Annotated in this window: 5 protein-coding genes and 1 pseudogene; 1 reads left to right on the top strand and 5 read right to left on the bottom strand. The window is 72.8% G+C overall.

Annotation, left to right across the window (positions count from 1 at the left end):
* From AC1DUQ_RS17460 to hisC, 4 genes are all read right to left on the bottom strand, one after another.
* Nucleotides 1-431, bottom strand: a 431-nt coding sequence (locus AC1DUQ_RS17460) for a biotin/lipoyl-containing protein (protein WP_477074223.1), incomplete at its 3' end; no start/stop codon positions are given.
* Between the two features lie 11 nt (nucleotides 432-442).
* The gene (locus tag AC1DUQ_RS17455; RefSeq protein WP_477074222.1) at nucleotides 443-1429 is read right to left on the bottom strand and encodes an alpha-ketoacid dehydrogenase subunit beta; all 987 of its coding nucleotides are present in this window, start codon (nucleotides 1427-1429) and stop codon (nucleotides 443-445) included.
* The gene (gene pdhA, locus AC1DUQ_RS17450; protein WP_477074221.1) at nucleotides 1426-2559 is read right to left on the bottom strand and encodes a pyruvate dehydrogenase (acetyl-transferring) E1 component subunit alpha; all 1134 of its coding nucleotides are present in this window, start codon (nucleotides 2557-2559) and stop codon (nucleotides 1426-1428) included. The genes AC1DUQ_RS17455 and pdhA overlap by 4 nt, the downstream gene beginning before the upstream one ends.
* Nucleotides 2560-2716: 157 nt before the next feature.
* Nucleotides 2717-3784 (bottom strand): histidinol-phosphate transaminase, encoded by a 1068-nt coding sequence (gene hisC / locus AC1DUQ_RS17445; RefSeq protein WP_477074220.1) that lies wholly within the window; start codon nucleotides 3782-3784, stop codon nucleotides 2717-2719.
* Between the two features lie 85 nt (nucleotides 3785-3869).
* Between hisC and AC1DUQ_RS17440 the strand changes: the two genes are divergently transcribed.
* On the top strand, nucleotides 3870-4280 hold the full coding sequence (locus AC1DUQ_RS17440) for a phage holin family protein (protein WP_477059362.1): 411 nt from the start codon (nucleotides 3870-3872) through the stop codon (nucleotides 4278-4280).
* Here AC1DUQ_RS17440 and AC1DUQ_RS17435 read toward each other — a convergent pair.
* A pseudogene (locus AC1DUQ_RS17435) lies at nucleotides 4270-4997 on the bottom strand (hypothetical protein); the annotation flags it as partial. The gene AC1DUQ_RS17440 and the pseudogene AC1DUQ_RS17435 sit on opposite strands and share 11 nt — an antisense overlap.

Here is a 4997-nt window from a genome sequence, read left to right as displayed (position 1 = left end):
CGCGCGGGCTCCGGCTCCTTCTCGGGCGCGCGCGCCGGACGTGCGGCCTCGATCTCGTCGGACCCCCCGGGCTCGMCCCCCGCGTGCCGGTTGCCGCCGCCGCGGTGCCCGTGCTCGATCGCGCCGCCCTTCGGCGCCGCGGCCACGGGCGGCGCAGGCGTCTCCTCGACCGGTGCCGCACCCGTCGGGTCCGTGTCGACCTCGATGATCGGCGTCCCCACGTCCACCGTCTGCCCCGGCTCGACCAGGAGCCGCGTCACGACGCCGGCCCACGGGCTCGGCAGGTCGACCAGCGACTTCGCGGTCTCGATCTCGACGATGGTCTGGTTGACCTCGACCGTGTCGCCGACGGCCACGTGCCACGCGACGATCTCGGCCTCGGTCAGGCCCTCACCGGCGTCGGGGAGCGGGAACTGCTGGTAGGTCGGCACGGGGTGTCTCCTCAGAAGGCCAGCGAGCGGTCGACAGCGTCCAGGACGCGGTCCAGCCCGGGCAGGTAGTCGTGCTCGATCTTGGCCACCGGGTAGGGGGTGTGGAAGCCGCCGACCCGCAGCACGGGGGCCTCCAGGTGGTAGAAGCACTCCTCGGTGATCCGCGCGGCGACCTCGGCGCCGGTGCCGTAGAGCACGGGGGCCTCGTGCACGACGACGCAGCGGCCGGTCCTCTTGACCGAGGCCGCGACCGTCGCGGTGTCCAGCGGGGACAGGGTGCGCAGGTCGACGACCTCGACGCTCGTGCCCTCGGCGGCGGCGGTCTCGGCGGCCTTGAGCGCGGTCTGCACCGTGGGGCCGTAGGCGACGAGCGTGAGGTCGGTGCCCTCGCGCAGCACCTTGGCCGTGTCGAGCGCCGGGTGCGGGGCACCGACGGCGGCGTCCAGGTCGACGTCGCCCTTCTCCCAGTAGCGACCCTTGGGCTCGAAGAACAGGACCGGGTCGGGCGACGCGATCGCCTGCTGGATCATCGCGAAGGCGTCGGCCGGGCTGGACGGGCTGATCACGCGCAGGCCGGCGGTGTGCGCGAACAGCGCCTCGGGCGACTCGCTGTGGTGCTCGACCGCGCCGATGCCGCCGCCGTACGGCACGCGGATGACGACGGGGAGGCTCAGGCGGCCCTGCGACCGGTAGTGCATCTTGGCCAGCTGGGTCGTGATCTGGTCGAACGCCGGGAAGATGAACCCGTCGAACTGGATCTCGCACACCGGCCGGTAGCCGCGCAGCGCCAGGCCGATCGCGGTTCCGACGAWGCCCGACTCCGCGAGCGGGGTGTCGACGACGCGCTCCTGCCCGAAGTCCTTCTGCAGGCCGTCGGTCACCCGGAACACCCCGCCGAGGGCCCCGATGTCCTCGCCCATGAGGAGCACCTTGGGGCTCTGCTCGAGCGCCTTGCGCAGGCCGAGGTTGATCGCCTTGGCGAACGTGATGGTGGTCATCGGTGGCTCCCCTCGCCCTCGAGGAACGAGGCCTCGTACGCCTCGAACCACTGGCGCTCGGACTCGACGACCGCGTGGGGCGTCGCGTACACGTGCTCGAACATCGACGCAGCCGAGGGGCGGCCCATGCCGCGCACCGCGGTCCGGATCCTCTCCCCGAGCGCGTCACCCTCCGCCGCGAGCCCGTCGAGGAAGTCCTGCGGCAGCTCGCCGCGGTCCTCCAGGTGCAGCCGGAGCCGGTCGATCGGGTCGCGTTGGCGCCAGTACTCCTCCTCGGCGGCGGAGCGGTAGCGGCTCGGGTCGTCGGAGGTGGTGTGCGCGCCCATCCGGTACGTGAAGGCCTCGATGAACGTCGGCCCGCCGCCGGACCGCGCCCGCTCCAGCGCCTCGGCGGTGACCGCGTAGGTGGCTAGCACGTCGTTGCCGTCCACCCGGACGCTCGGGATGCCGAAGCCGGGGCCGCGGTCGGCAAGCGGCACGCGGGACTGCCGGCTGGTGGGCTCCGAGATGGCCCASTGGTTGTTCTGGCAGAAGAAGACGACCGGGGCGTTGTTCACCGCGGCGAACACGAGCGCCTCGTTCACGTCGCCCTGCGAGGTGGACCCGTCGCCGAAGTACGTGACGACCGCCGAGTCCCGCGCCGGGTCGCCCGTGCCGACCGCCCCGTCGCGCTGCAGGCCCATCGCGTAGCCGGTGGCGTGCAGCGTGTGCGAGCCGATGACCAGCGTGTACAGGTGGAACCCGTACGCCGTCGGGTCCCAGCCGCCGTGGTCGATGCCGCGGAACAGCCGCAGCACCTCCGCCAGGTCGACGCCGCGCGTGTACGCGACGCCGTGCTCGCGGTAGCTGGGGAACACCTGGTCCTGCGGCAGGAGCGCGCGGCCGGAGCCGATCTGCGCGGCCTCCTGGCCGAGGCACTGGGCGTACAGGGCCAGCTCGCCCTGGCGCTGCAGGGACGTCGCCTCGTTGTCGAACCGACGCACCAGCACCATGTCGCGGTAGAGCGCGCGCAGGGCGTCGGCGTCGAGATGGGCGATGCGGGGGTCGTAGTCGGGATGAGCCGTGCGGTGACCCGCGGGGGTCAGCAGCTGCACGAGGCCGTCGTCGGTCAGGGGGCCGTTCGGGACCACGCGGTTCTCCTTCGCGGGTGCTGCGGCGGGGGGCCGCGCCGGGATCAGTCTCGAAACCTACGTCAGCGTAGGCTACGGCACCGTAGGTAGCGCGCGAAGGACCCCGACAAGCCTCGGCGCACGCCCTTGTGGACTGTCTACACCTCCCCCGGCACGCTCAGCGAGCGAGCCACTCCGCGGTGATCTCGAGCAGCAGGTCGGTGGCCTCGGGCTCCCCCACGCTCACCCGGACGCCGTCGCCCTGGAACGGCCGCACGAGCACCCCGGCGCGGCCGGACCGCTCCGCGAACGCCGAGGACTGGTCGCCGAGCGGCAGCCACACGAAGTTCGCCTGGCTGTCCGGCACGGTCCAGCCCTGCTTCCGGAGCCCGGTGAGCAGGCGCGTGCGTTCGACGACGATCGCGTCCACCCTGGTCATCAGCTCGGCCGTCGCACGCAGCGACGCCAGCGCGGCCAGCTGGCCGACGTGGGAGACCCCGAACGGCGTCGACGCCGCGCGGATCCCCGCCGCCAGCCGCGGGCGCGCAACCGCGTACCCGACCCGGAGGCCGGCCAGCCCGAACGCCTTCGAGAACGTGCGGAGCAGCACGACGTTGGGGTGGTCGGCGAACACGGCCAGGCCGTCGGGTGCGGCCTCGTCACGGACGAACTCGACGTAGGCCTCGTCGAGCACCACGAGCACGTCCTTGCGGACCGCGGCCAGGAACGTGGCCAGCTCGTCGGCGTGCACAGCGRGGCCGGTGGGGTTGTTCGGGGTGCAGACCAGCACGGCCTTGGTGCGGGGGGTGATCGCCGCCGCCATCGCCTCCAGGTCCAGCCGGCCGTCGTCGCCCACCGGCACGTGCACGCCCACGCCCCCCGCGAGCGTCACGGCGATCGGGTACGCCTCGAACGAGCGCCACGGGACGACGACCTCGTCGCCCGGCTCGCAGACTGCCGTGAGCACGTGGCCCAGCACCGCGACCGAGCCGCAGCCCGCGACGATGTTCTCGGGCACCACGCCCAGCGACGCCGCGATCGACCCGGTCAGCTCCGTGGCGTACATGTCCGGGTACCGGTTGACGTCCTCGGCCGCGTCGGAGATGGCCAGGATCACCGAGGGCAGCGGCGGGTACGGGTTCTCGTTGGACGACAGCTTGTACGCGGCCGCGCCGACGGGGACGCGGGCYCCCGGGACGTAGGGCGGCAGGTCGGACAGTGCCTGGCGGAGGGGGACGCGGGTCACGGGCCTCAGCATGCCACCGCCCACCTAGGACCCCCGCACCGCGTTGTCTCGACAACGGAGGCACCCACGGTGGCAGGATCGACGCATGGCCTTCCTCGTCCGCGTGCTCATCAACGCCGTCGCCCTCTGGTTCGCGACGCTGATCCTGCCGGGACTCCACATCGTCGGCGGCGACAGCAACTGGGAGACCCTCGCGATCATCCTGCTCATCGCGCTGGTCTTCGGGCTGGTCAACGCGATCGTCAAGCCGATCGTGGCGTTCATCTCGATCCCGCTCTACATCCTCACGCTCGGCCTGTTCACGATCATCGTGAACGCGCTCATGCTCATGCTCACCGCCTGGATCACCGAGGCGACCAGCTGGGGTCTGCGGATCGACAACTTCGGCACCGCCTGCTGGGGCGCGATCATCGTCTCGATCGTCAGCCTGGTCCTCTCGGTCCTGATCCCCGGCGACCGCACGCGGAGCTCGTCGTCGACCGAGGTCAGCTACTAGGCGTCACCCTCGGCGGCTGCGCGGAGACCAGCACCGGGTCGCGCGTCGCCTGGAACTGCCGGGTCACGCCGGCCGTCCCGGGCGGACCGAGCACGTCACGGACGGCCGCGTCGAACGACCGCATGCCCGGGCTGCCTGCCAGCTCGCGGTCGGCCACGTCGGCCGTCTCGACGTACCGGGCGATCGCATGCGCCTCGGTCGGCGACGGGACGGGAGGACCACCAGTCGAGTCGAGGTCGCGGGTGACCACCGTGACCCGGGCATCAGTGACGTCGGGCGTGCCGTCCAGCTGGGGGACGGCGTCTTCCCGGTGCCGGTAGTGGCGGACCTCCACGGCGCGCGGCGGCGACCGGGTCAGGTCCGGGCTGCCCGCCGTGGCGATCGCCCGCACGGAGTACGTGCTGCCCGCGGCGGCGGCGACCGACACGGCGACCATCCCGCCCAGGCTGTGCCCCGCGAGCATCACGGGCTCGTCGGCACCGATCCGCGCCAGCCTCATGGCCTCCAGCACGGCGTCCGTCATGTCGTCGGTGAGCCCCGCCAGCAGGCGGCCGTCGGTGGTCAGGTCCATCGGGGTGGGAGCGTTCGGTGCCCAGCTCTCGGTGCCCGGGATCTCGACGACCCACGCGCGCGTCCCGTCGGGGTGCGTGAGCTGCTGCACCGAGATGACGCCCGCCGGGGTCCCGGCGAGCCCGGTCTCCGTGCCGTCCTGGTAGC

Source organism: Cellulomonas sp. P4_B5_2 (assembly GCF_056402235.1).
Note: the sequence above shows the minus strand (reverse complement) of the source record. Positions and strands in the feature narration are given on the sequence as shown.

What these genes read in the sequence shown, in the direction of transcription:
- AC1DUQ_RS17440 (WP_477059362.1), top strand. Translation starts at nt 3,870, where the DNA reads ATGGCCTTCCTCGTCCGCGTGCTCATCAACGCCGTCGCCCTCTGGTTC.